This is a genomic window from Amycolatopsis sp. NPDC004079 (assembly GCF_040610415.1).
In the GTDB taxonomy this organism is placed as follows: Bacteria; Actinomycetota; Actinomycetes; order Mycobacteriales; family Pseudonocardiaceae; genus Amycolatopsis; species Amycolatopsis halotolerans.
On sequence record NZ_JBEXMH010000101.1, the window covers coordinates 1 to 24271 of the forward strand.

Annotated in this window: 21 protein-coding genes; 8 read left to right on the forward strand and 13 right to left on the reverse strand. The window is 68.2% G+C overall.

Features of this window, described 5'->3' with window-relative positions; all coding sequences use genetic code 11:
- Positions 1 to 123 precede the first annotated feature (123 nt).
- Positions 124 to 891 (reverse strand): alpha/beta hydrolase, encoded by a 768-nt coding sequence (locus ABZX37_RS46010; protein WP_354750674.1) that lies wholly within the window; start codon positions 889 to 891, stop codon positions 124 to 126.
- Positions 892 to 1094: 203 nt separating this feature from the next.
- Here ABZX37_RS46010 and ABZX37_RS46015 point away from each other — a divergent pair, with 203 nt between their 5' ends.
- On the forward strand, positions 1095 to 1688 hold the full coding sequence (locus tag ABZX37_RS46015; protein WP_354750656.1) for a TetR/AcrR family transcriptional regulator: 594 nt from the start codon (positions 1095 to 1097) through the stop codon (positions 1686 to 1688).
- Here ABZX37_RS46015 and ABZX37_RS46020 read toward each other — a convergent pair.
- Entirely contained in the window at positions 1685 to 2740 is a 1056-nt protein-coding gene (locus tag ABZX37_RS46020; RefSeq protein ID WP_354750657.1) for a DUF6670 family protein, read from the reverse strand. The genes ABZX37_RS46015 and ABZX37_RS46020 overlap by 4 nt on opposite strands.
- A gap of 68 nt (positions 2741 to 2808) precedes the next feature.
- On the opposite strand from ABZX37_RS46020, the gene ABZX37_RS46025 reads away from it, so the two are divergent.
- Complete coding sequence (locus ABZX37_RS46025) at positions 2809 to 4359, forward strand: FAD-binding oxidoreductase (RefSeq protein ID WP_354750658.1); 1551 nt, start codon at positions 2809 to 2811, stop codon at positions 4357 to 4359.
- A 3-nt stretch (positions 4360 to 4362) separates the two neighbouring features.
- Here the strand turns inward: ABZX37_RS46025 and ABZX37_RS46030 are convergent, their stop codons facing one another.
- The 3 genes from ABZX37_RS46030 to ABZX37_RS46040 all read right to left on the reverse strand — a co-directional run bounded on the left by ABZX37_RS46030 (position 4363) and on the right by ABZX37_RS46040 (position 9074).
- Complete coding sequence (locus ABZX37_RS46030) at positions 4363 to 5778, reverse strand: NAD(P)/FAD-dependent oxidoreductase (protein ID WP_354750659.1); 1416 nt, start codon at positions 5776 to 5778, stop codon at positions 4363 to 4365.
- The gene (locus ABZX37_RS46035; protein ID WP_354750660.1) at positions 5775 to 7559 is read right to left on the reverse strand and encodes a DUF3556 domain-containing protein; all 1785 of its coding nucleotides are present in this window, start codon (positions 7557 to 7559) and stop codon (positions 5775 to 5777) included. Before ABZX37_RS46035 ends, ABZX37_RS46030 begins: the two co-directional genes overlap by 4 nt.
- A gap of 75 nt (positions 7560 to 7634) precedes the next feature.
- Entirely contained in the window at positions 7635 to 9074 is a 1440-nt protein-coding gene (locus ABZX37_RS46040) for an AMP-binding protein (RefSeq protein ID WP_354750661.1), read from the reverse strand.
- Between the two features lie 187 nt (positions 9075 to 9261).
- Here ABZX37_RS46040 and ABZX37_RS46045 point away from each other — a divergent pair, with 187 nt between their 5' ends.
- The 4 genes from ABZX37_RS46045 (at position 9262) to ABZX37_RS46060 (ending at position 13449) form a co-directional block, all read left to right on the forward strand.
- On the forward strand, positions 9262 to 10503 hold the full coding sequence (locus ABZX37_RS46045; RefSeq protein WP_354750662.1) for a helix-turn-helix domain-containing protein: 1242 nt from the start codon (positions 9262 to 9264) through the stop codon (positions 10501 to 10503).
- Positions 10504 to 10704: 201 nt separating this feature from the next.
- Positions 10705 to 10989 (forward strand): hypothetical protein, encoded by a 285-nt coding sequence (locus tag ABZX37_RS46050; RefSeq protein ID WP_101437935.1) that lies wholly within the window; start codon positions 10705 to 10707, stop codon positions 10987 to 10989.
- Positions 10990 to 11072: 83 nt separating this feature from the next.
- The gene (locus ABZX37_RS46055) at positions 11073 to 11825 is read left to right on the forward strand and encodes an SDR family NAD(P)-dependent oxidoreductase (protein WP_354750663.1); all 753 of its coding nucleotides are present in this window, start codon (positions 11073 to 11075) and stop codon (positions 11823 to 11825) included.
- Positions 11826 to 12591: 766 nt separating this feature from the next.
- Positions 12592 to 13449 carry a LysR substrate-binding domain-containing protein gene (locus ABZX37_RS46060; RefSeq protein ID WP_354750664.1) on the forward strand — a complete coding sequence of 286 codons (858 nt, stop codon included), beginning with the start codon at positions 12592 to 12594 and terminating at the stop codon, positions 13447 to 13449.
- On the opposite strand, the gene ABZX37_RS46065 is transcribed toward ABZX37_RS46060, so the two are convergent.
- From ABZX37_RS46065 to ABZX37_RS46085, 5 genes are all read right to left on the reverse strand, one after another.
- Positions 13403 to 14338, reverse strand: a complete 936-nt coding sequence (locus tag ABZX37_RS46065) for a hypothetical protein (protein WP_354750665.1) — start codon at positions 14336 to 14338, stop codon at positions 13403 to 13405. The genes ABZX37_RS46060 and ABZX37_RS46065 overlap by 47 nt on opposite strands.
- 148 nt (positions 14339 to 14486) lie before the next feature.
- Positions 14487 to 14996, reverse strand: a complete 510-nt coding sequence (locus ABZX37_RS46070; protein ID WP_354750666.1) for an isochorismatase family protein — start codon at positions 14994 to 14996, stop codon at positions 14487 to 14489.
- 181 nt (positions 14997 to 15177) lie between these two features.
- Positions 15178 to 15480: a hypothetical protein gene (locus ABZX37_RS46075; protein WP_354750667.1), complete on the reverse strand. Its 303-nt coding sequence runs from the start codon at positions 15478 to 15480 to the stop codon at positions 15178 to 15180.
- A gap of 924 nt (positions 15481 to 16404) precedes the next feature.
- Positions 16405 to 17484, reverse strand: coding sequence for a glycoside hydrolase family 3 N-terminal domain-containing protein (locus ABZX37_RS46080; RefSeq protein ID WP_354750668.1), 1080 nt, complete (start codon positions 17482 to 17484; stop codon positions 16405 to 16407).
- An 89-nt stretch (positions 17485 to 17573) separates the two neighbouring features.
- A complete protein-coding gene (locus ABZX37_RS46085; RefSeq protein WP_354750669.1) occupies positions 17574 to 18482 on the reverse strand; it encodes an ABC transporter permease in 909 nt (302 codons plus the stop codon).
- Between the two features lie 58 nt (positions 18483 to 18540).
- Here ABZX37_RS46085 and ABZX37_RS46090 point away from each other — a divergent pair, with 58 nt between their 5' ends.
- Positions 18541 to 19869, forward strand: a complete 1329-nt coding sequence (locus ABZX37_RS46090) for a fatty acid--CoA ligase family protein (protein ID WP_354750675.1) — start codon at positions 18541 to 18543, stop codon at positions 19867 to 19869.
- Here the strand turns inward: ABZX37_RS46090 and ABZX37_RS46095 are convergent.
- Together ABZX37_RS46095 and ABZX37_RS46100 are read right to left on the reverse strand one after the other, a co-directional pair.
- A complete protein-coding gene (locus ABZX37_RS46095) occupies positions 19859 to 21457 on the reverse strand; it encodes a chloride channel protein (protein ID WP_354750670.1) in 1599 nt (532 codons plus the stop codon). The two genes, ABZX37_RS46090 and ABZX37_RS46095, sit on opposite strands and share 11 nt — an antisense overlap.
- Positions 21454 to 21918: a MarR family transcriptional regulator gene (locus ABZX37_RS46100; RefSeq protein ID WP_354750671.1), complete on the reverse strand. Its 465-nt coding sequence runs from the start codon at positions 21916 to 21918 to the stop codon at positions 21454 to 21456. The genes ABZX37_RS46095 and ABZX37_RS46100 overlap by 4 nt, the downstream gene beginning before the upstream one ends.
- 228 nt (positions 21919 to 22146) lie before the next feature.
- On the opposite strand from ABZX37_RS46100, the gene ABZX37_RS46105 reads away from it, so the two are divergent.
- On the forward strand, positions 22147 to 23199 hold the full coding sequence (locus ABZX37_RS46105; RefSeq protein ID WP_354750672.1) for a reverse transcriptase family protein: 1053 nt from the start codon (positions 22147 to 22149) through the stop codon (positions 23197 to 23199).
- 9 nt (positions 23200 to 23208) lie between these two features.
- On the opposite strand, the gene ABZX37_RS46110 is transcribed toward ABZX37_RS46105, so the two are convergent.
- Positions 23209 to 23664, reverse strand: a complete 456-nt coding sequence (locus ABZX37_RS46110) for a hypothetical protein (protein WP_354750673.1) — start codon at positions 23662 to 23664, stop codon at positions 23209 to 23211.
- Positions 23665 to 24271 lie beyond the last annotated feature (607 nt).

Below are 24271 nucleotides of genomic sequence, written 5' to 3' on the forward strand. Positions count from 1 at the left end.
GGGGGGTGCTTGTCAAGGCATCTTTCCCGCCTTGACAAGCACCCCCGAACCGTCAGCACAATCGCGCTTCGGGGTGCCCCACGCAACCAACGCCTGCAATGTCGCCGCCAGGCGACGAGCAGCTCACCCCAAAACCTCCCGCAACCGAACAGCAAACTCCTCCGGCTTCCCCGCATACCCGCGCTCCCCACCAAGAAACCCCCCATGATGACTGGGAAACACAGTCACCCCCATCCCCAGCCGCGCGGCAAGAGCCCGAACAGTCCGCCCAGTAAACGTATCCCCAGTCTCCTCCCCCACCGCCAGCACAACCCGGCTCCCGACAGCCTTCAACGCGGCAAAATCCGGCACATAGTCAATAACCGGCCGAGACCGCGAAGACAACAACGGATCATCCCGCTTCCCGTCATCCTCGCCAGGCAACCCGAACTGCCCAGGCTCAACCCCAGGCTGCGCGAAGAACTCCTCAGTAAACTCCCCAACCCAACTGGTCATAGCGATAAACGCAGCCATCCCATACCCCCACCCCCGAGCCAAATACCGCTCAGTCACCCCGTCACAAGCCCGCGCGGCCCCCTCGACGTCCGGCAACGCCGCGATAACCGGCGGCTCATGCGCCACCAACGTCACCACATCCCCCGGATACCGAGCCATCAACGCCAACGCGGTAACCGCCCCGCCACTGCTGGCGAACAGATCAACAGGCCCCGCCCCCAGAGCCGAAATCACCGCATGCACATCCCCAGCCTGAACCTCAGGCTGATTCTCCGTAGCCCCATCGGACCGAGTACTGCGCCCAAGCCCCCGCGGATCATAGGTAACCACCGCCCGCTCCGGAAACAACCCGGCAAGCGTCCCAAACCCGCTGGCGTCCATCGGCTGCCCGATCATCACCAACGGCCGAGTCCCCTCCCCGGCCGGCTGGTTGTGCACGTCGTAAACGATGTCCGCACCGTCAGTAACAAGATGATGAGTAGACACAGCGACACTCCCCTGCCTCGCGAAAACCTACGCGAGCAGCCTACCCGGCCACCGCGCCCAGCGTCCACAATGGACTCAACCGCCCAGCGGCCGACATCAGCTATGCTGACCACGTGGCAAATTCGGCAGGCAGCAAAGGAATGCCGCGCCCCGAACGGGAGCGGCTGATCCTCGACGCCGCCGTCCAGGAGTTCGGCGCCCAGGGCTACGCCCACGCCTCAGTAGCCGCCATCGCCCGCCGGGCGGAAATTTCCAAACCGCTCGTCTACGGCTACTTCGACTCCAAAGACGGCCTCTACCTGGCCTGCCTGCACCGCGGCGCGGCCCCGCTGGTCGACGCGGTCACCGAAGCCCAAACCGGCACCGGCCTCACCCGCGCCCTCGGCACCCTGGAAGCGATCTTCCGCACCCTGGAACCCCGCCGCCTGGACTGGGCAGTTCTCTGGGACCCCACCCTCCCCCCGAACTCCGCAGTGGACGAAGCCGCGCGCTCTTACCGCCGCAAACTGTCCGCACTGGGCGCGGAAGGCACCCAAGAAGCCCTGTCCACAGCCGGTTTCGCCGACCCCGCGGACGCCTCCCTCTTCGCCCGGATCTGGTACGGCGCAGTAGCCGCCACCGTCAACTGGTGGCTGGAGCACCCGGAAGAAACCGCCGAAACCACCACCCAGCGCTGCGCGAGAATCCTCACCTCCCTGCGCGGCTAACTTTCGCAATCCACCCACTCGAAGTACCCGCTCCCCGACACCGGCCGCCGCCGAAACGCCCCGGAATACGTGTACGCGCCGACATAACCGCGCCCATGCCCATACCGCAATGGACTGTCCACAACAGCCTCCAACGCCACGACTTCCTCCGCCCCGTCCCGCACCGTCCACCGAAAACGCTCCGGCACCCGCATCTCCCTCCCCCGCGGATCAACCTCCGGCTCGCCCCGATAGTCCACCTCGAACTGGACCTCACGAAACACCGCGGCATCCCCGTCAAGCGTGCGCACATAGGCAAGCCGACAAGCCGTGGCCCCGGCCGCCCGAACATCGGTCAGCAACAACTGCGTCCGGTCATCAAGATTGATGATCTGATAGGTAAAGAAGTCGATCGGCAGCTTGAACCGCTGAGGCAGTGGCGTACGTCGAAGCGCTTGCGGCGAAACCGATCGCGCGTACTCGACGGTGCAGAGCCCGCCGATCTCAGTCTCACCAGTGTCGTCAGTAATCATCCCGGTAAAAGTGGCAAGCAGGCTCAAGTGGTCATACGCCGGATTCCGCACGAACCAAGACACTTGAGGCGTGGCAGTGATCGCCAAGTCCGCCGAGAACCCGTCATAACGCGCGTGCACCTGATACGACGGATGCGCCACCTCGATAGCAAGATCCGAATCCCACTCCAGCCGCGAACCGTCCTCGGCGAAGCGACATTCAGTGTGCGAATCGTAAGCCTGATAGTGATGATGCCCAGGCGCGGCAGTAGACGACAGGACAGTCGTGGTGCGGCGCGCATCGGAGGTGGCGAGGTAGTCGTTGTCGAAACAAACCGCGCCAGTGCTGCCGATCAGCGTCATCGTGTTGAGGTAGCGATGCGGCGCAGGCAGCTCCGGAACGAAGATGCCGTAATGCGTCCACGCCCAGGTCCGCGAGTCCGGATGCGGCCGCAGCAGGCCGGGCCGGTCGAACGGCTTCGCGGACTCCTCGATCCGCTGGTCGAAGCGAGGGAGCACCCGGTTCACCACGAACGGCGCGGCAGCGGTCAGCACGCTCATCTTTCCTCCTCAGTGCGTATTACCCTAGAGTAAGTTACTCTTGAGTCAATTCGGAAGGGAGCAGTCGGATGACACGGTCCTGGTGGGGTTGGGGCGACACCGAGGAAGCGCTGACCGCCGAAGAGTCGGAAGCGCTGGTCGCGCGCACGTCCGCCTTGCTTCCCGCCCACGACTTCACTGACCACGCTCCTCCCTCGCCGGACGATCTGCCGGTGCCGCCGTCCCGGCTCCGCCCGCCCGCCGCACTGGCCCGGCTGTGCTCGGCCGACCGGACTGACCGGCTTTCGCACGCGCGCGGCAAGGCGTTCCGCGACGTCGTCCGGAACCTGGAAGGACGAGTCGAAGCGGTGCCGGACGTCGTCGCGCGCCCGGAGTCCGAGCAGGACGTGCTCGACCTCCTGGATTGGTGTTCCACCAGCGGCACCCCGGTAATCCCGTACGGCGGCGGCAGTTCCGTCGTCGGCGGCATCGAACCGCGGTTCCCCGCGCCCGCGGTGTCGCTGGACCTCGGCCGCCTCGACCAGGTCGTGGAGATCGACAAGACGAGCCGCACCGCCCGCATCCAGGCTGGCGTGTACGGGCCCGAACTGGAGGACCAGCTCCGCCCGCACGGCCTGACGCTGCGGCACTACCCCCAGTCGTTCACGCACTCCACGCTCGGCGGCTGGCTGGCGACCCGCGCCGGCGGCCACTTCGCCACGCTGGCCACGCACATCGACGACCTCACCGAATCCCTGCGCGTCGTGACTCCGGCCGGCGTCAGCGAGTCGCGCCGGCTGCCCGGTTCGGGGGCCGGACCGTCGCCGGATCGGCTGTTCCTCGGCTCGGAAGGCACACTGGGCGTGATCACCGAAGCCTGGATGCGCCTCCAGGAACGTCCGCGCTGGCAGGCGAAAGCGTCGGTGAGCTTCACCAGGTACGCCGACGCAGTACGAGCGACCCGGGCGATCGCCCAGTCCGGCCTGCACCCGGCGAACTGCCGCCTCCTCGACGCCGCGGAAGCGTTCCTCAACACCGGCGTTCAGGCGGACGGCTTGCTGCTGCTCGCGTTCGAGTCCGCAGACCATCCGGTAGACGCCTGGCTGGACCGTGCACTCGAACTCGCCGCAGACCACGGAGGCACCGTCACCGCCCGCCGCGGCGAATCCGGTTCGGCGTGGCGATCGGCCTTCCTGCGGATGCCGTACCAGCGCGACGCGCTCGCCCGCCGGTCGATGGTGGTGGAGACCTTCGAGACCGCCTGCACCTGGGACGCGTTCGAGTCACTGCACGAGGCAGTCACGACGGCCGCGAACGCGGCGATCGCCGAGATCTGCGGCGCAGGCGTCGTGACCTGCCGGTTCACCCACGTCTACCCGGACGGCCCCGCGCCGTACTACGGCATCTACGCGACCGGCCGCTGGGGCAGCACCGTCGCGCAGTGGGACGAGCTGAAAACCGCTGTGTCCGAAGCGATCCTGGCCAACGGCGGCACAATCACCCACCATCACTCCGTCGGCCGCGACCACCGCCCGTGGTACGACCGGCAGCGCCCGGACCCGTTCGCCGCCGCTCTGTCCGCGGCGAAGGACGCCCTCGACCCCGCCGGAGTGTTGAACCCGGGCGTCCTGATCCGGTAATCCTTACCGCCGCAGGTACCGCAACGCCCGCGCCGCCGCGTGACTGCCGCACATCCCGTGCGCGCCCGGTCCCGGCGGCGTGGCCGCGGAACACACGAAATGGCCCGGCACGCCGACGTCGTACGGCTGCAGGGTCGCCCGCGGGCCGAACACCAGTTGCCGCACGTCTTTCGCTCCGGTGAGGATGTTCCCGCCGACGAAATTCGGGTTCCCCGCAGCGAATACCGCCGACGATGTGGTCACCGAGCCGATGACGCGCTCCCGGAATCCCGGTGCGAACCGTTCGATCTGCGCGGTGATCGCCTCGGTGGCGTCGCCGGTGTATCCATGCGGCACATGCGCGTACGCCCATACCGGATGCACATCACCGACCGACCGGGACGGGTCGGCCAGGTATTGCTGACCCAGCAATACAAACGGCCGCTCCGGCATTCGTCCATTGTGTACTTCCCGCTCACCCGTCGCGACTTCCGCTGCCGATCCTCCCAAGTGGACGGTCCCGGCCGTCCGAGCTTCCGGCGACCGCCACGGAATTCCGTCCTGCACCGCGAAGTCCACTTTGAACGCACCGGGACCGTAGCGGAACCGCTCGTACGCCCGCCGGATCCGCGGCGGCAACCGGTCGCCGAGCACCGATGCCAGTGTGCGAGGTCCGACGTCCCACACCACCACGTCCGCCCGAGGCAGCTGCGAAACCGACTGCACCCGCACGCCGGTCTCGATCTTCCCGCCGAAGTCGGCCACCAGAGCGGCCAAGGCGTCGCTGATCGCGCGCGACCCGCCCTCCGCGACCGCCCAGCCGTGCCGGTGGCCAGCGGTGAGAATGCCGAGCCCGATCGCCGACGACAGCGGACGGTCCAGCGGCCGGAACGCGTGCGCCGCAACGCCGAGCCACAGCGCACGAGCCTGTTCAGTGCGGAAGTACCGGGCCAGCACGGTCGCCGGGGCGACCGTCGGCAGACCGAACCGGCCCAGCAGCAATGGATGTTTCGGCACCCGCAGCAGCGGGCCGAGAATGTCCTCGCTCAGCGCGTCGTAGTTCTGCGCGGGCGAGGAGAACAGCGCTGACCAGCGGCGTTCGTCCGGACCGAGCCCGGCGGCGGTGTCGGAGACCGAGCGTCGCAGGACTCCGGCGGTGCCGTCGTCGAGCGGGTGCACGCAGTCGATCTCCGGCAACCGCCAGCGCAGGCCGTACCGGTCGAGCCCGAGGCCGGTCAGCACCGGCGAGCCGACCGCCATCGGATGCGTCGCGGAGCAGTGGTCGTGCAGCAGGCCGGGGACGATCGCCTCGTAGGTGCGGGTGCCGCCGCCGATCTCGTCAGCGGCCTCCAGCACCGTCACGTCGATTCCGGCGCGTGCCAGCACTGCCGCCGCCGCGAGTCCGTTGGGACCGCTGCCGACCACCACCGCCGTGGTCATGCCAGCACGCTGCTCGTCGTCGCCGGGCTCGCGGTCCAAGTGACGGTGAGCGGGATCGGGCCGTTCGGCAGCCACGGCTGTTCGTTGACCGCGTCGGCCACCGTCCAGTGGCCGCGCTCGATCACGCCCAGCGCCGCGTCAATCACCTGGTAATGCTGCACCTTCGAGTGGATCGCCTGCGACTCGACCCACACCACGATCCACTCCCCGGGCGCGAATCCGACCCGCTTCTGCACCGCGTTGACGAAGTCGAGGCCGTGCAGGTGCCCGTCGCCGAAGTTGAACCCGAGGATCGAGTTGCAGCCGAACTCGGCCTCGCGCACCGTCCGCGCGTCGAGGTCCGGCAGGTTCTTCGCGAGCACGGAGAACAACCCGCGGCCCTGGCTGTGCATCGACCGCCAGGCGATCGTCTGCTGCATGGTGATCTCGGCGATTTCCGCCGGGTAACCCATCTCCTGCAGCTGGTCGACCTGGTTTTTCGTCGGCCGGTGCGGCAACGTGTTCAGCTTCGCCTCGGCACCCGGCGCGAAGGCCCACAGCGCCGACGCCCAGTTGCCCGCGTACTGCCGCATCGACGGCAGGAACGACACCAGATCCGGCCGCAGGTTGCCCAGGATCGGGAAGAACAGCAGCGCGGCCGCGATCACGCCGGCCAGCCAGCCCGGTGTCATGTCGCCGACGCCGTATCCAGCGCTCGCCGGGAAGCCGAGGAAAAGGAAGATCGCGAGGTAGCCGAAGAGAATGTTCCACTCCAGCGGTACGGCCAGCGGGAAGGTGGACGTGATGAACAGGTGGAACACCACCATCAGCGCGACCCCGGCGAGCGTGACCCAGTGGTTGGTGGAGAACAGCAACACCAGCGGGGTGATGATTTCCACCGTCGTCCCGCCGACGTGCGCCATGAACGACGCGAGTTTCGACGGCCGGATGTCGTTCGGGAAATCCCGGTAATGCGCTCGCTTCAGCCACTTGAACGGCACACACGGGCTGTTGGACACCATCGGCGGCACCACATTCGTGAAGTGCTTGCCGAACTTCGAGACGCCCGCGCCGATCCAGACCAGGCAGATCAGCAGCTTCGCGGCGATGATCATGTTCACGAACGGCAGGAACGCGAAGAAAACCAACGCGGGCAGGTATTGTTCACCCCGCGCGGCAAGGAAAACTGTCTTGTCCCGCAAGCCATTCAGCACGTACAGCGCGATCGGCGCGATCAGCAACGCCGGACGCACGAGGCCCGAGGTGTCTCCCGGCAGAGCCGCCGACAACGCAGCGTTCGGGACGCCAGGCAGGACGATCGCGGTCAGCAGCGTGGCGAGGAAAGCCAGATACAGCAGCACATCGAAGCCGTTTCGCAGGTCTCCCTTGGTGAACGGGACGCGCTTCCACGGCCGCAGCCGGATCGTGCCAGGACGCGCCCAGAACAGAATCCCACCGGTCATCGGCTTGAACTTGCCCGCGATCGGTCCCCAGGAACCGGCGACTCCGACGGCTTCCAGCAATACCGTCCACAGCACGAGCTTTTGGTAAACGACCGGTTCGTGCCACCACGCGGCGACGTCCCAGAACGGGCCGACGCCGGACGTCGCGGTGACCAGCGCCACCCCGGCCAGCACGTAGAGGAAGAGCAGCTTCACCACGTACGTGGCCGGAATCATTTTGGGCGAGCCGAATCCGAACTGGACCCAGTGCAGCGCGAGCGCCTTGGTCCGTTCAAACAGTGGCTTCCGCAGGAAGGTTTCCGGATCGACCGGGGGAAAGTCCCCTGTCTTGAACCCCATTGTTCTCCGCCTTTCTCCGGGCAGCATCGACCGGACCCGCTGATGCGGGCACGAATTGTTCTTTCAAGAGCGGAATCAGCTCGCGGCGGCGAGTTCGCGGCGCAGCGCCGGTTTGTCGATCTTGCCGACCGGATTCCGCGGCAGCGCGGGCACGATGTCGATCCGCACCGGCACCTTCACCCGCGTCAGCCGGGCGCGGCAGTGCTCCAGCAACTCGGCCTCGCTCACGACCGCGGCCGGGTACAGCGTCACGGTCGCGACCGGCAGCTCGCCGAGCACCGGATGCGGCGCGCCGACCACCGCGGCTTCCAGCACCGCCGGGTGTGCGTGCAGTGCGTTCTCGATCTCCTTGGGGTAGAGGTTCTCCCCGCCCCGGATGATCATGTCCTTGATGCGGTCGACCAGGACGAGGTAGCCGTCCTCGTCGAACCGCCCGACGTCGCCGGTGTGCAGCCAGCCGTCGACGATCGTCGCGGCGGTGGCCTCGGGCCGGTTGAGATAGCCGCGCATCACGTTCGGACCGCGGACCACGACCTCGCCGGGACCGTCGGTCAGCCTGCCTCGCGGATCCATCAGCGCGACTTCCTGCCCGGGCAGCGGACGCCCGACGGTGCCCGGTTTGCGCGGCCCGGCCAGCGGGTTCAGCGTCGACGCGCAGCTTCCCTCGGACAGTCCGTAGCCCTCGACGACCACCACCCCGAACCGTTCCTCGACCCGCTGGATCAGCTCGGCGGGCATCGGCGCGGCACCGCAAACCACCAGCCGCAGCGACGAAGTGTCCGGCCGCACGGTGTCCGGGAGACCCGCCAGCCGTGCGTAAATCGCTGGTACGGCGGAGAAATACGTCGGACGGACACGTTCGATTGTGTCGAAGAAATCGTCGGCGCGGAATCTCGCGGTGATCGTCGAGCGGCCGCCGGCGAGCAGCGGCGCGAGCACGCTGACCACGATTCCGTTGACGTGAAACAGCGGCAAGATCAGCAAACTGTGGTCCGCCGCGCCGAGTTCGAGCGCGTCGACGATCATTTCGGTCATCGCCCGCACGTTGGCGTGGTCGAGCACGACGCCCTTCGGCTGTCCCGTCGTGCCGCTGGTGTAAATGAGCAACGCGACGGCCTGCTCGTCGTCGGCCACCGGACCCTCGTCCGGCGCGGCCGTCGCCAGTTCCTCGAGCCGCACGGTCACCAGGTCCGAATCCCCTTGCCCCACAACCACTTTCGCTTGCGCGTCCGCGATCTGGAACGACGCCTCGCCGTCTGTCAGCTCCGGATTCACCGGCGTGACCGCGGCCCCGAGCCGCCAGGCCGCGAACAACACCACCGCGAACTCGACCCGATTCGGCAGCAGCACCGCGACAACATCGCCCGCGCAGACCCCTCGCTGCCGCAACGCGGCCGCCGCGCTGCGCACCCGCACCGCGAATCCGGCGTTGCCGAGTTCGCCGTGTTCATCAGCGAGACAGGGCCGGTTCGGGTTCCGCCGGGCTCGTGCTTCAGGCAGCGCCGCGAGGTGCATCGTCGAAGTCCTTTCCCAGGGCGGCTTAGTGGGAAATGACGGTAAGGACGGGCCGTGACCCAAGCCATAGGCCGCAGAACCGAAGGCTTCGCCGGTCGTTGTGCCGGAGTCACAACCGCCTGCACCGAGGGGGTGAACGACGCCGCTCGCCTGTCGCCGGGGCGGTCCGGTGGCTACCCTGACCGCCATGTCCGACGCCGTCGACGCCGTCGTGGCCGAGATCGCGCACGCCATCGACGCCGACCTCACCGCGCGTACCACCGAGCTGACCGACTGGTTCGTCGAGATGATCCCGGAATTCCGGCACGACGAGACGGTCCGGAAGCTCATGATCGCCAGCACGTCGGCGAATCTGGTCGCGATCCTCGACATGCTGTCGCATTCCATCCCGCTCGACCGGATCACCGTCCCGCCCGCCGCGGCCGAGTACGCGCGCCGGTTCGCCCAGCACGAGCTGTCGCTGGAAGCACTGCTGCGCGCGTACCGGCTCGGCGAGCACCGCTTCGAACAGTGGGCGATCGAGGCGCTGGAGCGGCAGCCGAACATCGACACCCAGCTCGCGCTCGGCGTCCTGGCGGAACTGTCCCGCCGCACCAACCGCTACATCGACCAGGTCATCGAGGGCCTCATCGACATCTTCGAGACCGAACGCCGACGCTGGAGCAGCCGCACCGGAGCCGCGCGGGCGGCGCAGATCCGGCTGGTCCTCGATTCGGACACGCTGACCGAGGACGCCGCACAACAGCTCCTCGCCTTCCCGATGCGGCAGTGGCACCGCGCAGCCGTCGCGTGGCTGCCCGCCGAGGGCGCGGGTGAACTGCAGTCCGCGGCCCGATTGCTACAGGAGGTGTGCGGACGCGGTCCAGCGCTCACCATGCTGGCGGACGACCGCACCCTGTGGAGCTGGACAGTCAGCACGGAACGCGACGACATCGAGGTCGACCGCCTCCGCTCCGGCGTCACCGACATCGGCGGCGGCCTGCGACTGGCCCTGGGCGCGCCAGGCTACGGACTGGCCGGATTCCGGGGGTCGCTGCGCGAGGCGGTGCGGGCGCGGGCCGTCGCGGAGACCAACGAGGACCAGAGCCAGCGCGTGGTGCTGTTCGACGACGTCGCGATCGCCGCCCTGCTCACCGAACAGTCCGACGATGTCTACCGCTGGATCGCGCGGGTCCTCGGCGACCTCGTCGCCGACGATCCCGGCACCGAACAACTGCGCGAGACGCTGCGAGTCTTCCTCGACACCGACGGCAGCTACACGCATGCCGCCGCCCGGCTGCACCTGCACAAGAACACCGTCCACTATCGCGTCCGCAAGGCCGAGGAACTGTGCGGACGACCGCTGGCCGAACACCGGCTGGAAGTGGAAGTCGCCCTGCGTGCGGCCACTTTGCTGCGCAAGCGCCTGCCGTGGAACGAACCCGGCTGACCCCGTCTGTCCATTGTGGATTCTTTTGCCTTCTCGGATCGCCGTGTTAGCCTGACGCCGTGCTGCGCCTCATGACGTCCGAGCGACTCGTAACCCAGCGCGCCGGCTGAACCAGGCTGCCGGCGCGCATGCTGGCGTACGCCTTTTTTTCTCCGGGACCTGGCCCCCTTCCCGCCAGATCCTTCTTCCTGGAGAAACGCCATGTCCTTGAGCACCTTTTCCTCCGCCCCGTACACCTCCGCCCCGGCCATGCTGGTCCGCCGCCGGATCGCGACGTACTTCGTCGGCGGCATCGACCAGATCCCCGGCCTGGTCGCCACGCTGACCCAGCACGGGAAGCTGATCCACGAACTGTCCGTCGACGTCCGCGAGGGCGTCCGGGAAAGCAGCATGGTCAGCACGGTCCTGGTCAGCCCCGATGCGCTCGATGCCCTGCTGGACGCCCTGCGCGACCTTTCGTCCGTCGTCTCCGCTGAGCTGGCCTGATCTTCGGGCCACCCCCCTCGCCACGACCTGCCGACGCACCCGCTCAGACTGGGGTCTCCCCACCCAGCGAAAGGGCACCCCCTATGCGATTGGCCGACAAGATCACCCTGATCACCGGCGCCTCGAGCGGAATGGGCCGGGCGGCCGCACTGACGTTCGCCCGCGAAGGCGCGACCGTCATCGTCACCGACGTCGAAGACGCGGACGGCACCGCCGTAGCCGAAGAGATCCGCGCGGTCGGCGGCCAAGCCGAGTACCGCCGCCTGGACGTCACCGACGAAGACTCCTGGGCAGCTGTCCTCGCCGCCGTCCTGGACCAGCACGGAAAGCTGGACGTCCTGGTCAACAACGCCGGCATCAGCGGCACCTTCGACCCGGACCTCACCAGTACGGCCTTCTACGACCGCCTGCTGCAGGTCAACGCCCGCGGGGTGTTCCTGGGCATCAAACACGGCGCCACTGCGATGTCGGGCAGGGGCGGTGGTTCGATCGTGAACCTGACCTCGATCTCAGCCTCGATCGGCCAGATCGGGGTGCACCTGGGTTATGCCGCCTCGAAGGGCGCGATCAAAGCGATGACGACCACCGCGTCGGTCCACTACGCGGGCGACGGCATCCGAGTCAACGCTGTAGCCCCTGGCCTGCTGCCGCCGATGCGCACCTCCCGCGGCTCGACGGATCCGGTGTGGCGAGCGAAGCAGGTGGAGGGCGTGCCGATGGGGCGGACCGGGGAGGTGCAGGAGGTCGCTGATGTGATCCTGTTCCTGGCTTCCGCGGAATCGTCGTATGTGACCGGGGTGGAGATCCTGGTGGATGGCGGGTACACGGCCCAGTAAGACTCTCTCAGCTCCCTCGGCGCTGTCGGCCCTGCCGACTCCCTCGGCCCTCTCAGCCCTCGCGGCTCTCTCGGCGCTGTCGACTCCCTCAGCCCTCTCAGCCCTCTCGGCTCTCTCGGCGCTGTCGACTCCCTCAGCCCTCTCAGCCCTCTCAGCCCTCTCGGCTCTCTCGGCCCTGTCGACTCCCTCGGCCCTCTCGGCGCTGTCGGCGCTGTCGGCGCTGTCGGCGCTGTCGGCTCTCTGGGGCTCCCGCAGAATTCGGCGGGAGCCCCAGGCGCTTCGGCGGGTCCTCCTGCACACCCTCCGCCTGCGCTGCCCGCTTCCCCAATTCCGACTGGCAAGCCCACCGGGCGGCCCCGCCCGGCCAACCACTGGACCCGGCAAGGTATCCCCGCGAGCCGCCCACCTCGCGCCGACTCCAGCGGAACGAACCCTTCGCGCTCAGCCGCCCCAGTCCGCCCAGCTAACCGCCTGGCCCGCCACCGCTCACCCCAGCCGTCCGCCTCCTACGAGCTCCGGCGAGCCGAGCTCTTCACACCCGACCGCCCGGCCAATGAGGCACGACACCGGCCCATCGCGCGCCCACCCCTCCGCGTCTCACCGAGCACGGCACCCGCGGCCCGCGCGAACCCACCGCCTCCCGCTCCGGCTCCCCCTCGGCCCGGCTGCCGTGGCTCCTGCCTCTGGCCAGATCCGCCGGCGCGATCCGATCCGCGCGGTACGTTCAGCGAGCACCACTCCCGGTGGCGAGACGGAGGCGAAGCCGATGGAGCTGAGGCAGGTCGAACACTTCCTCGCCGTAGTCCGGCACCGCAACTTCACCCGCGCCGCCCAGGACGTGCACGTCGTGCAATCCGCGCTCAGTGCGTCCGTCCGGAAACTGGAAGCCGACCTCGGCGCGGAGCTGTTCGACCGCACCACCCGCCGAGTGACTCTCACCCCCGCAGGCGAGGCCCTGCTCCCGCTGGCGCACCAGATCGCCGCGGACGTCGACTCCGCCCGCGGCGAGGTCGCCGCGGTGACCGGCCTCGCGCGCGGCCGGGTGTCGATCGGAACCATCCAGACTCTGACTGTCATTGACCTGCCCGCGAAGCTGGGCGAATTCCGCGCGCGGTACCCAGGAATCCGGCTGCGCGTCCGGGAAGGCACGATCCCCGGACTGACCGCCGCGGTGTCCGACGGCGAACTGGATCTGTCCTATGTGGGCGGTCCGCTGCCCGAGGACTTGGCCGAATTCGCCAGCTGGCAGCAAAACCTGGTCCTGCTCACCCACCCCGGACACCGCCTGTCGCCCCGCCGCCGAGTCCGGCTGGCGGAACTGGACGGCGAACCTTTCGTAGATTTCACTGGCAGCGGCCTGCAAGTCCTGGTCGACCGTGCCTTCGCCGAAGCCGGAGTCCGCCGCGACCAGGTGTGCGAGGCAACGAACGTCCCGCTGCTGGTCGATCTGGTCGCGGCCGGCCTGGGCGTCACCGTGGTCCCAGAACAGGTCGCCGCGAGGTCCGGCTTGCCATTCGCCCACCTCACCCAGCCGACGCTGGCCCGCACGATCTACCTGACCGGCCGCTCGGCAAACCTCACCAACCCGGCGGCACGGGCGCTGCTGGCCCACCTCCTCGCCTGACCCCACGCACCGGCGCGAGCACCAGCGCGAACCCGACCAACCCCAACACCAGCGCGACGGTCGTCAGCCCGGTAATCCCGGCGACGAACGCCAACGCGAACGCGCGCCCGCCCAACCGCCGCAACAACCGGACGACGTCGCGAGTCGCTCCGTCGATCGACTCGACATCGACCGCCGGATTGTCGACCGACTCGGCATCGGCTGCCGGGCTAACGCTCGCCACCGAATTGCCGCTCAACACCGGGTTGAGATTGACTGCACGGCTCGCACCGGCCACCGATTCAGCACCGGCAGACCGGTTCAGCCCGGCATCCGAGTCAAGGCTCTCCGCCGCGACGCCCGCCAGCGACTCGGCATCGGCTGCGGGACCGACGCCGACTGCCAACTCGACACCAGCCGCTGGGTCGACGTTGGCCGCCGACTCGACACTCGGCACCGGGCCAACGCTGGCCGCCCCATTGACGCTCGCCACCGGATCAACGCTGGCCGCCCCGTCAACACTCGCCGCCGAATCGACGCCAATTGCCGCGTCCACGCTCACCACCGAACCGACACCAGGCACCGCGTCCACGCTCACCACCGAACCGACACCAGGCACCGCGTCGACACTCGCTACCGAACCGACACCAGGCACCGCGTCGACACTCGCTACCGAACCGACGCCGGGTGCCGCGTCGAAGCTCGCCATCAGCTTGGCGTCGGCCACCGTGCCAGCGCTCACCGCACCGAGGGCAGCGCCGTCCTGCGCGCTCCGACGATCGTCTACGCCTCCCTCAGCTTCTGGGCCGGTCTCGGTGTCGGCGGACCGGTCCGCCGACACGCCACCGTCGAGGCGCTGGTCGCCGCTTCGGGCGGGATCCTCGGCAGAGTCGCCGGGCGCAGACGTCATGGGCTGAGTATTGGCTCGCGTCGGCCACGCAGTCCAACACCTGTTTTCGCTGCGATTCAGCGATGAAATCGATCGGCCTCGCGGAGGCCTACCGACTCGTCAGTCGCCGTCGGCTCGACAGCACCAGGATCACTCGACGACACCAGGATCAGGCGAAGACCACCTCCTCGCTTCCGACCAGCTTCACGCCTGCTGCGGACAGCTCCTCGTCCACTCGGGCGCTCTCCTCCGCGGCGGGGAGTTCGTCGTCGTAGGTGGCGTGGGCGTCTTGGACCAGCGTGACCTCATGACCGCGTTTGAGGGCGGCCAAAGAGGTGGCCCTGACACAGAAGTCGCTCTGCATTCCGGCTACAACCAGCGGGGCTGACTCCGGAAGCAGGGAACCCAACGGGGTATCGGCGAAGGAGTCGGGTGTCTGCTTGTCGACTACGTGTTCGCCCGGGCGGACCTCGTGCACCAGTGCCCAGCCGGAGGTACCAGGCACGTCGGGGTCGTCGCCGGTGCCGTTGTTCCGGATGTGCACCACCTGGGCACCCGCAGCTCTCGCCCGCTCCAGGACACGCGAGATCGCGGCGGCGACTCGGTCGGCATCGGGCACTGGGGTGGGCGGGAGAAGCATGTTGTTCTGGACGTCAATGAGAAGCAGTACGGGAACCATGCCGGAAGCATCTCAGCGGGCACCGACAAAAAACGGGGCTCGGCGCTCGCCCACAGGGATGAACAACGACGAGTCCCTGGCAATGCTCTGATGGGCAGGTGTCTGGCAGCGCTTCTGGAGCGGTTCTTCGGCAGCCATCCGCCGACGCCGATCTTCTGCGACGACTAGTCGCGACCCCGGGCTACGAGTCTCGCCGTTCCTGGGCGGGATCCTCCTGCGTCGACGATCGTGGGTGCGGCATCGGACGCTGCCGGGCGACCGGGTAGCGCGCCAGGGGGTGCGCCTCGTCGAGTCGGTGGCGGGCGCGGCGGGGAACGTCGTCCGACGGGGAGACCCAGCGGCGTGTCGAGTCGTCCGGCGGGGAGGCGGACGGAGGCTTCGGCGGCGGAACGGCGGCACGACGCCGGGCGGCGCGGCGCAGGAACACCACGGCCAGCACCACGAACACCGCGGCGACGGCCACCAGAAGCCACCAAGCTTGCATTCGTCCTCCCGTCGTGGGTGGGTCGCACGCAAGGGTGCCCGTTCGGCCCGCCGACAGCGCGATGTCCACACCGCCGGGTGTCACCGGAACGGGGGGTTGTCTGCTGGATAATCGCGGACGGCGGGTCGGGTGCCGTGCAGGTCCCGGCTACAACGTCGCCAGCCGGGGCTGCGCGACGACCAGATTCGCATTTAGCGCGAAGGAAGGACACCGCTGACTGGCTGCGGCGCCGCGGAGCTGGACGGCGAGACATACCGGGAGCGACGCCTGGAGCCGTGCCGTTCGGCTAGGCGCATCGGGATGCGGTACCCAGAATCTCGCGGCGGCGCGGATCGGGAGCGGATCCAGGACCGCACCGCGTGGCAAAGCACGCCCAGGGGCAACGCTAGGAACCTTGCCGCGCAGCGAAGCACACCGCGAGCGGGGACAAGGGCCTTCTCGCTCGGCGCGGGAGACCAGCAACAATGCGAGGACCTCGTCGCGCGGCAGAGAACGCAAGGTTCAGCAGTGCGCATCTCGGCGCACGGCAAGTAGAGAGGCTCACCGGCAGCAGCGCGCTCAGACGCCCGCTGACGAAAGCGGCACCTCACGGCCACGCTCGCTGGAGGGGAACTTCGCTTCACGGCGAGCGGAACATCGCCTCGCAACCTGGCGCACCCATGGGCGTGCCACACGCACGACCTGCAGAAGCTGACCGCACGGCTCGGCATACCCGAAGAAGCACCGCGACGAGCAGAGCCTCGTCTAGCGACCAAACGCCGAAAGACGCACCTCATCACGCGGGAAGTCGGAGCTCGCCTCCCGAATCCGGCCGGAGCAAGCAGTTCACCAAAGCACCGGCAACCCCACCGCCAGAGCCCTCACTTCACCCCATCCCCCACCACCAGAGCCCTCACTTCACTCCATCCCCGACCACCAGAGCCCTCACTTCACCCCATCCCGCAACGCCGACACCCGATCCACCGCCGCACTGAACTCACCGCTCGGCAGGGTCCCGTCCGACAATCCCGCGGCCAGCGATGAAGCGGCCTCATCCCCCTGGCTCACATCCCGGGCGGAGGCCAGAATCAAATCCATCCCCGCCTTAGCCGCCAGCACCGCGCGGTTCCCCGGCCCGCCATAGGACTTCAGCGCGCCAGCTTCCAAAGCGTCCGTCACAGTCACCCCGGCGAACTTCGTGCTGTTGCGGAGTTCCTGCACGGCCATCGGCGAGAGTCCGGCGGGACGGGAGGCGTCCAGAGCCGGGTACACGGCCCACGAGAGCATCACCAGCTTCGCTCCCGCATCGACCACCGGGTGGTAAGGAGCCTCGTCTTTGGCGCGCAACTCGGGCAAAGGCACGTTCAGCGTTACCGGGCCAACGTCCGTGTTGCTTCCGGCTGGGACGGCGCCCAGGCCGGGGAAATGCTTGGCCGTCGCGGCGACTCCGGTGGACTGCTGGGCGGTCACGAAATCCCGGCCCAGCGCACCGGCCACCTGGGGATCCTGGCTGTAGGAACGGCCGTACTTGTCGATGAAATTGCCCGATTGGCGGTAGACATCCAGAACTGGCGCGAGGTTCACGTTCATGCCCACCCCGGCCAGGTTCTGGCCAGCGCCGGTGCCAGCGGCTTTGGCCGCGGCCGACGGGTTCGCGGACTGGGCTACCTGTTTCGCCGACAGGACGGGCTCGCCGGGCAGGCGGCGGACTTTGCCGCCTTCCTGGTCGGTCATCAGCAGCAATGGACGATGTACCGGGCTTTGCGCGTTCGCGTCCCGTAATTGTCGTACGACACCGGCAATCTGCTGGGAGCTTGAGATGTTCTCGCCGAAGAAGATCACGCCCGCGGCTTCTCCGGCGCGGATTCGTTGCAGCAGAGCGTCGGGCGGGGTCAGGCCGGGATAGGAGTAGATCACCCGCTGTCCGGCCAGTTGCCGCGGGGTGAGTTCGGCGGGAGTGGCGGCGACCGTGCTCATCGCGAGCACCGTCACGCCCAGAGCCAGCAATGCCTTCCGACGCTTCATGTGGCCTCCGTTCGCGCGCGGGTCGTGGTACCACGCTAAACCCCGGAGGGCGGGCGTGCTCAGCCGGCGAATGGAGTCCTAAGTGGACCTCAAACCCAGTAGGCGACCCGGGCCCGGTAGTTGCGCAGCACCAGCAATGCCAGCGACCAGCCGACCACGGTCACCACGCCCGCGACCAGCCAGTGCGTCCAGCTCTGCTGTTGCCCGACCAGCGGTGCGCGCACGAGCTCGACGAAGTGGTACACCGGGTTGAGCTGCAGCAAATTCACCGCGACAGAACCGAAACCTTCGTGCGAACCCTGATTCATCGCGCGCACCTGGTCCATCGACCACATGATCGGCGTCGCGTAGAAGAGCATCGTGATGAAGCTCTGGATCACCGGCGGGATGTCGCGGAACCGCGTGGACACCACCCCGAACAGCAGCACCACCCACGCACCGTTCAGCAACACCAGCATCAGCGCGGGCACCGCGAGCAGCATCCCCCAGCCGAGCCCGGGGTGCAGGAGCGCGCCCGCCTTGTCCACCAAGCGGTACGGCTGCGAGAGCTTCCCGAAGAAAATCGCCAGCACCGCTACGTACACGACGAGGTTGTGCGCCAGGTACAACGCCTGCCGCCACACCGTGCGCAGCGCGTACACCGACACCGGCGCGGGCAGCTGTTTGATCATCCCTTCGTTCGCGATGAACGTTTCCGAACCCTCAACGATGCAGCCGTTCATGAAGTTCCACAGGATGAGCCCGGTGGTGATGCTCGGCAGCAACGTCGAAATCGAGGTGCCGAACAACGCCGAGTTCACCACGCCCAGCGCGAGCGCGGTCACCGCCATCCCGACGGTGATCCACAACGGCCCCAGCGACGAACGGCGGTAGCGCTGCTTGATGTCCTGCCACGCGAGCAACGCCCACAGTTCCCGGGCACGCAGTCCGGCCTGCAGGTCGGCAAGGGCGCGGCGCCAGCTTTTCGATGCCGCGTCGATCGCGGGCGGAGCGGTCATGACAGCGAATCTAGCCGCGATCGCCGTCCTCGGCCAACACGCGACTACGGTGTGCCGCGTGAGCTTTTTCCTGTCCCGCGCCCTTTCCGCACTCCGCGACGGCGGCGACACCGTGCTGTTCCACCACGACGACACCACGATGACGTACCGGGCGGCGTCAAACCTACTGTCGCGGCTGTACAGTGGACTCGCCGGGATACGCGGCATGGTGGCGATCGACGCCGTCAACCGGCCGGAAGTGGTGCTCGCTCAGCTTGCCGCGCAGATGCGAGGGCTGGAAGTCGTGCTGATCGCCGCGTCCGCGAGCCGTCCGGCGCGGGCGGCGACACTGGCTGCCACCGGGGCGACTTTGCTGACTGACACCGAACTTGACACCCTGGCCGCCGCACGTCCGTCCACTCCGGACACACTGCCGGACCGGGCAACGGCGATTTTTCCCAGCGGTGGCACCACCGGAACTCCGAAACTGATCCGGCACAGCGGAATCTACGACGGCGTGGCACACATCTTCCAGCCGGACGGCACCAAAACCGCCCTCGTGACCGCACCGCTCACACACATGACGGGCAATGCCGCCGTCCTCGGCGCGCTCTGCTGCGGCAACACCGTGGTGCTGCATCGGGAGTTCAACGCCGAAAAGCTTCTGGCCGATGTGGAGCATCATCGCATCACGACGCTTTCCCTTACCCCGCCTCGGCTCGCCGCGGTACTCGATCATCCGAACCTGTCCACAACGGACGTATCCAGCGTGCAGCAGCTCTCCCTCGGGGCCGCACCGTTGCCGCCGCGCCGGTTGGCCGAGGCGCTCAAGGTTTTCGGCCCGGTCGTCGGACAGGGTTACGGGCTCACCGAAGCGCCGATGATCGCCAGCATCTCCGCGGACGAAGTCCTCGCCCGGCCGGAACTTCTCGGCTCCGTCGGCCGTATCGTGCCGGGCATGGAAGCCCGGATCGAGAACGGTGAAGTACTCGTGCGCGGACTGTCCATGATGGACGGCTACCACGGACAACCGCCGATCGGCGACGGCTGGCTGCGCACCGGCGACCTCGGCCGCTTCGACGACGACGGCTACCTCTATCTAGAGGACCGGATCGACGACGTCATCGTCACCGGCGACCACGGCACGAAAGTCTCTTCGACCACAGTGGAGCATGCACTCCTCGGTCATCCCAAGGTGAAAGCCGCCGCAGTCGTCCCGGCGGCCGGGCCGGACGGAACCCTTCTGCACGCAGTGGTGGTCGCCGAAAATACCACCGCTGACGAACTACGCGACCAGGTCCGCGAAGAACTCGGCGGCGAGCACTTCGTACCGTCCACGGTGGAATTTCGCGACGAGCTCCCGCTGACCCCAGTGGGCAAAGTGGACAAACAACGACTCAAGCGTTGACCGACGGACCCAGCAGCCGCTCCCGGTGATGTTCCTCGTGCAGGTTCCGTCGGCGCGCGTGCAGCAGCTGCGCCAACGTCACCTTGCCGAGCACCCGCGAGGGATCATGCCGGTCGACCACCAACGCCTGCGTCGTGTGCCCGAGCGCCAGTTCGTTCGCGACGTCGCGCAGAGTGTCGTCCGCGAATACAACGACATCCGCCGACATCTGGACATCCGGTTGGTGCGTCATCACTTCATGCACGAAGAACGTCTCAAGTGGATCAGTCGTGTACTCGCGAGTGAGGTGCAGCCGTCGGCGCGCGATCTTCTCCGTGAGCACAGAACGCTTGAGCAGCAACACCGAAAGCGCGTACGCCGAGAATGACGCAACAACGAGCGGCAGCAGATAGCTCCACGCGTGAGTCAGCTCCAAAGTGAACACAATGCCGGTGAACGGCGACCGCATCACGCCGCCGACCACCGCGGCCAGCCCGCACGTCGCCCAGAATCCGGGCGCGACATGAGGAAGCAAGCCGCCTTCCGCGGCTCCCAGCGCGGCACCGATCATGAACACCGGCGCCAGCACGCCACCAGAAGTCCCGGATCCCAGTGACAGCGCCCAGATCAGCGTCTTCACGACCAGGATTCCGACGATCAGCGACGCGGTCGCGTGCCCGGTGAGCAGCGTGTCGATCACGTCGTAGCCGACGCCGAGCGCGTGCGGTTCGATCAGGCCGCCGACGCCGATCACAAGGCCGCCGATCGCGGGCCACCACATCCAGTGCACGGGCAGGCGCGCGAAAAGATCTTCGGCGAAGTAGACGAGCGCGGTCGCGCCGATCGCCAGCAATCCGCCGGTCAGGCCGGGGATGAGGGCGAGCCCGTCCGCGGCCGGGCCGGGGTTGGCCCCGGTGAACGGGACCCCGAAAACCGGTCCGGTGCCGAGCAGGAAACCGCGGCACACCGTCGCGACCGAGACCGCGGCAGCCACCGGCACGAGACTGCGCGGCCGCCATTCGAAGAGCAGCAGTTCGACCGCCAGCAGGACGGACGCGAGCGGTGCGTTGAACGTCGCCGCCATCCCGCCCGCGGCACCGGCGACGAGCAGCGTCTTGCGTTCGTCCGCGGACAGTTTCAGCAGCTGCGCGAGGATCGAACCGACCGCGCCGCCGGTCATGATGATCGGCCCCTCGGTGCCGAACGGGCCGCCGGTGCCGATGCTGACCGCCGCCGAAACCGGCTTCAGCACCGCGACGCGCGGGGCCACCCGGCTGCCGCCGGTGAGGATCGCTTCGATCGCCTCCGGCATGCCGTGGCCGCGGATCTTCTCCGAGCCGTAGCGCGCCATCAGGCCGATCACGAGCCCGCCGGCGACCGGCGCGAGCAACACGAGCCACCACGGGTGGTGCTGCGCGCCCGGCGCGACGAGATCCGTGGCGACGCGTTGGTAGAAGACCAGGTTGGTGATCAAGCCGATGAGCTTGAGCAGCGCGAACGCCGCCACCGCCGCCGCGCCGCCCACCGGCAGCGCAATCGCGGTGATCAGCAGCATCCGCGGATTGACCGCGAAATCGCCGAGGTGCGCGGCCCGCGCCGGGATCTTCACAGCCGGCCCGGCCCGGCAGTGGGCACGCCGGGTGCCGATTCCGCCGCCGCGACCAGGTCGCGAACCGCCGTCGAGACCGCCTGGCTCCGCTGGGCGGGCACTTCCGCCAGCAGCTCGGACAGCGCGCGATGGCGTCGATCAACAACACCCGCGGCGACCTCGTGCCCGGCAGCGGTGACCTCGATCGTCACCACCGTGCGGCGGTGCTCGTCCTCGCCGCGCACGACGTACCCGTGCGCTTCGAGCTTGTCGGCCAGCCGCGTCACCGAGGAGGCGTTGACGCCCATCGCCTCGGCGAGCCGCGAACACGGCACGCGTCCCAGGCTGTCGAGTACCACGAGCAACCGCACCTGCGGGAAGGTGACGCCGCGCGGGGCGGCGTGCGCGCTGTCCCAGGCCACGGCCACGAGCACGCGAGTCAGCCGCTCGAGATCGGCCACGTCGTCCGGCAAACCTTGCATAGTGCAAAAGTTGCTATAGACAAGGCTCCGGGTCAAGGGTGGGCTCGGTCACGGGGGCCTTCTCCCGGCTGCCCGTTTTGTCGGTGATCTTGGCTAGGGTGGCGTTGAGCGACGCGGAGGTGAGCCGGTGGAGACCCACCCACTCCGGGGCAACCCCGGGGAGCAGCACGACACGTACCCACAGCGCCCCGCGCAGCGGCGGCACGCTCCGCGTGCAAGACAGCGCGGATGAACGGAGAACGAGTCGCCTCCGCGTCGCTCCTCGAACCGATGCCGGTGTGGCGCTGGCCGGTCGCCCGGTGGACGACGTTCGACGAATGCGCCGCCGCCCTCGACCTCACCGTCGGCGAACTGGCGTGGTTCGCCGACGAACGCGGCTGGCACCGGCGGTCCCGGCCGGTGCTGCGGCACTACAGCTACCGCTGGATCCCGACGTCCACCGGCGGCGCGCGGCTGATCGAACGGCCGAAGCCCCGGCTGGCCGAGGTGCAGCGCCGGGTCCGTAGACACGTGCTCGACGCGCTGCCGGTCCACGAGGCCGCGCACGGTTTCCGTCGCGGTCGTTCGATTCACACCTGCGCCCGCCCGCATGCCGGACAGGACCTGGTGGTGCGGCTCGATCTGGCCGGCTTCTTCCCGACGGTCTCCGCGTCCCGCGTGCGGTCGCTGCTCGATCTGGCCGGGTATCCGCCAGCGGTCGCCGCCGCGGTCGCCGGAATCCTCACCACCCGGACGCCGGTCGACGTCCTGCGTTCCGCGCCCGCGCGGTCGAGGATGCTGAGCCACCTCGCCGGCACGCACCTCCCGCAAGGCGCTCCGTCGTCGCCGTCGGTAGCGAACGCGGTCACCAATCGCTTGGACCGGCGGCTCTCCGGCCTCGCCGCCGTGCTGGGCGCGAACTACACCCGCTACGCCGACGACCTCGCCTTCTCCGGCGACGCGAGCCTGCCGCTGCACCGCCTGCTTCCCGGCGTCCGGCGGATCGTGACCGACGAGGGCTTCCGCCTGCGCGACGACAAGACGTCAGTGAAACCGGCCTACCGGCAACAACGCGTCGCGGGCTTGGTGGTGAACGCCGCGCCTGCCGTCGCCCGCTCCGAGTACGACGAGCTGCGGGCCGTGCTGCACAACTGCGTCCGGACCGGCCCAGCTCCGCAGAACCGCGCCGGGCATCCGGATTTCCGCGCGCACCTGCTGGGCCGGATCGCGTGGGTCAGCGCCACGAACGAGACTCGCGGCGCGAAATTGAGGGGGCTGTTCGCCCGGATCGACTGGTCGTGAACGCGCGGTTCAGACCGATAACTGGCTGAGATTCCGCTCCATCTCGGCCCACCATCCGGCCGCCGGAACATCCCTCGGCTGAATCAACGAGGCTTTGACCAGAATGTCGGGCCGGTTTTCTCGCCAAGCGTAGGAAAAAAGCTCGTCATAATGCGCCCGCGGAAGCCACCCCTGTTCCCGGCCCGCTTCCAAACGCATGAGCTGCCGCGCAAGATCGACACTGCTTCGCTCACAACTGCGAAACGCGCTCGAAAATCGTTGCACGGCTACCGCGTCGCCCCGTCGAAACGCCTGACAGGCAAGGAAAAGCGCGGTCACGGCGAGGACGTCCGACCGATGCACCCCACCCTCCGCCGCCAGATGTTCCGCCAGCTGAAAACTGCGCTTCCGCCGTCCCCGGCGCACCATTTCCGCCAGCGCTCGCTGCTGACGAGTGAGATATTCGTCTTCCCGCAGGTACTGCACAGCGTTTCCTCCCCTGCGCCCGGTCCCGACCCAGGCCGCTTCCCGGTACAGGATGCTCCACCAGAGTGACAGATACGTCGGCGACACTCGGCCGTTCGGAGCAAAATATCACCCAGGGGCATCGACAGTACCCGACCGCGCAAGCTCAGGAATTCTTTGTTGTTCCTTCATAATCAGGGATCTTGACGAGGTCGCCGGGGGTTCTCGGGGCGGGTCGGTTTCCGTAACGGTTTCGGGGGTTGGGTTGGGTTGCCGACGTGGATGTGGTGAGTGGCTGCGGAATCCGCATCGCGGCGCGAGTGACCCCAGTGGACAGCCCGGGCACGGAGGGGCGTGGCGGTCGCGAATCGCTTTCATGGCAAGGGGTTGTTCCACGCAAACGGAGCGGGTCTCCGGGCGGTTCGCGCTTCGGCCGCCTTGGGCGGGGCGGTATTCGAGTTTGATTTCTGGCGGTGATTTCACCCGTTCGGCCCAATCGGGGGGCGTTGCGCGGCTCGCCCGGCGCGGTCCGTGAGGGGAACCCTGAGGGACTCTGATTCCCTCAGGGTTCCCCTCACGGACTTTCGCAGGCGCGCAGCCCCCTTCGCCAGGCGGTGCACCGCATCCC

Bases quoted from the DNA above. Each gene is read 5' to 3' on its own strand.
- ABZX37_RS46085 (WP_354750669.1), bottom strand. From the start codon at position 18,482: ATGACCGCTCCGCCCGCGATCGACGCGGCATCGAAAAGCTGGCGCCGC.
- ABZX37_RS46010 (WP_354750674.1), bottom strand. From the start codon at position 891: ATGATCGGGCAGCCGATGGACGCCAGCGGGTTTGGGACGCTTGCCGGG.
- ABZX37_RS46100 (WP_354750671.1), bottom strand. From the start codon at position 21,918: ATGCAAGGTTTGCCGGACGACGTGGCCGATCTCGAGCGGCTGACTCGC.
- ABZX37_RS46070 (WP_354750666.1), bottom strand. From the start codon at position 14,996: ATGGTTCCCGTACTGCTTCTCATTGACGTCCAGAACAACATGCTTCTC.
- ABZX37_RS46075 (WP_354750667.1), bottom strand. From the start codon at position 15,480: ATGCAAGCTTGGTGGCTTCTGGTGGCCGTCGCCGCGGTGTTCGTGGTG.
- ABZX37_RS46050 (WP_101437935.1), top strand. From the start codon at position 10,705: ATGTCCTTGAGCACCTTTTCCTCCGCCCCGTACACCTCCGCCCCGGCC.
- ABZX37_RS46035 (WP_354750660.1), bottom strand. From the start codon at position 7,559: ATGGGGTTCAAGACAGGGGACTTTCCCCCGGTCGATCCGGAAACCTTC.
- ABZX37_RS46040 (WP_354750661.1), bottom strand. From the start codon at position 9,074: ATGCACCTCGCGGCGCTGCCTGAAGCACGAGCCCGGCGGAACCCGAAC.
- ABZX37_RS46055 (WP_354750663.1), top strand. From the start codon at position 11,073: ATGCGATTGGCCGACAAGATCACCCTGATCACCGGCGCCTCGAGCGGA.
- ABZX37_RS46060 (WP_354750664.1), top strand. From the start codon at position 12,592: ATGGAGCTGAGGCAGGTCGAACACTTCCTCGCCGTAGTCCGGCACCGC.
- ABZX37_RS46080 (WP_354750668.1), bottom strand. From the start codon at position 17,484: ATGAAGCGTCGGAAGGCATTGCTGGCTCTGGGCGTGACGGTGCTCGCG.
- ABZX37_RS46065 (WP_354750665.1), bottom strand. From the start codon at position 14,338: ATGACGTCTGCGCCCGGCGACTCTGCCGAGGATCCCGCCCGAAGCGGC.
- ABZX37_RS46045 (WP_354750662.1), top strand. From the start codon at position 9,262: ATGTCCGACGCCGTCGACGCCGTCGTGGCCGAGATCGCGCACGCCATC.
- ABZX37_RS46030 (WP_354750659.1), bottom strand. From the start codon at position 5,778: ATGACCACGGCGGTGGTGGTCGGCAGCGGTCCCAACGGACTCGCGGCG.
- ABZX37_RS46105 (WP_354750672.1), top strand. From the start codon at position 22,147: ATGAACGGAGAACGAGTCGCCTCCGCGTCGCTCCTCGAACCGATGCCG.
- ABZX37_RS46025 (WP_354750658.1), top strand. From the start codon at position 2,809: ATGACACGGTCCTGGTGGGGTTGGGGCGACACCGAGGAAGCGCTGACC.
- ABZX37_RS46020 (WP_354750657.1), bottom strand. From the start codon at position 2,740: ATGAGCGTGCTGACCGCTGCCGCGCCGTTCGTGGTGAACCGGGTGCTC.